At 40.4% G+C, this 1139-nt stretch carries 1 protein-coding gene; it reads right to left on the reverse strand.

Features of this window, described 5'->3' with window-relative positions; all coding sequences use genetic code 11:
* On the reverse strand, positions 1-1139 hold a 1139-nt coding region (locus tag I2I04_RS23715; protein ID WP_195655949.1), incomplete at both ends, for a sugar transferase.

The following is a 1139-nucleotide window of genomic DNA, read 5'->3' on the forward strand; positions in this document are numbered from 1 at the left end:
TAAGTCTCCGTATGGGCTAACATGTGAGGACGGGGACCTACTATCGACATATCACCCTTAAAGACATTGATAAACTGAGGAAGTTCGTCAATATTAGAACGACGGAGAAAGTTCCCAAAACGAGTTTTACGGGGATCATCAGCCGTAGCCTGTTTGCTATCAGCTTCATCGTTCACTTTCATGGAGCGGAATTTGTAACACACAAAATCCACACCATTCAAACCCGTACGCATTTGCTTAAAGAATACAGGACCGGGAGAAGTCAACTTTATGATACTTCCAACTATGAGATAAACAAAGGGAAAAACAGTAACCAAAAAAAGACCGGAGAAAACAACATCGAATAGCCGTTTTAAGATACGGTTCTCCATCTTACCCAAAGGCTCATAACGCAGATTCAAAATAGGCATATTGCCAACCATACTGTGCCAGATACGACGAGGAAAACCTTTACAAACATTAGGGACACCATGAAAATAAAGCAAGTGGTTCTCACAATAATTCATGATAGAGAAATTATAACGCCCCTCCTCCATTGACAAAGAACAAAAAACATGCTTGATTCCCGAATGTACAGACATGAAGTCTGAAAAACCGTCGGGATTACCCAGATAGGAACATTGGGAGGAAAAGACTTCATTCGGTTTTATATCAAAATAACCTACGACCTCATACAGCGAAGATGCCAGAGAATTCTCCATCTCCTCATACAACACCTGCATATTATTGCCTCCACCTATAAAAACAGCATAACGTCTATGCTTGCCCTTAGCACAATAAACTATCAGGAAATGGCGAATAATAATGCGATAAATACTTAAGATGACAAAGAGGAAAGAGAAATAAGCGACAAAGAAAAGAGGAGAATAAATAGAGATTCCACTAAAAGTCATGATACATGCCCAAAAGATGAAAAAAACTATAATATTCTTCAACACGCGCAATACAAGCTGATCGGGACGAATTCCCCGACTGTCCCAAACCCTCCCACGAGAGCCCGAACAGGCCAAATAGCAAAGACTTAACGAAGTCATCATCCATGAGACCCTACAAGAAAAAGGCAAAGAAACAAAAGCTTCCTCCCAAAAGAAAAGGAGAAAGAACAATACCAGATTCAGAATGATCAGATCTCCCAGAAC

This window comes from Bacteroides sp. 1001136B_160425_E2, from assembly GCF_015559655.1.
Lineage (GTDB): Bacteria > Bacteroidota > Bacteroidia > Bacteroidales > Bacteroidaceae > Bacteroides > Bacteroides luhongzhouii.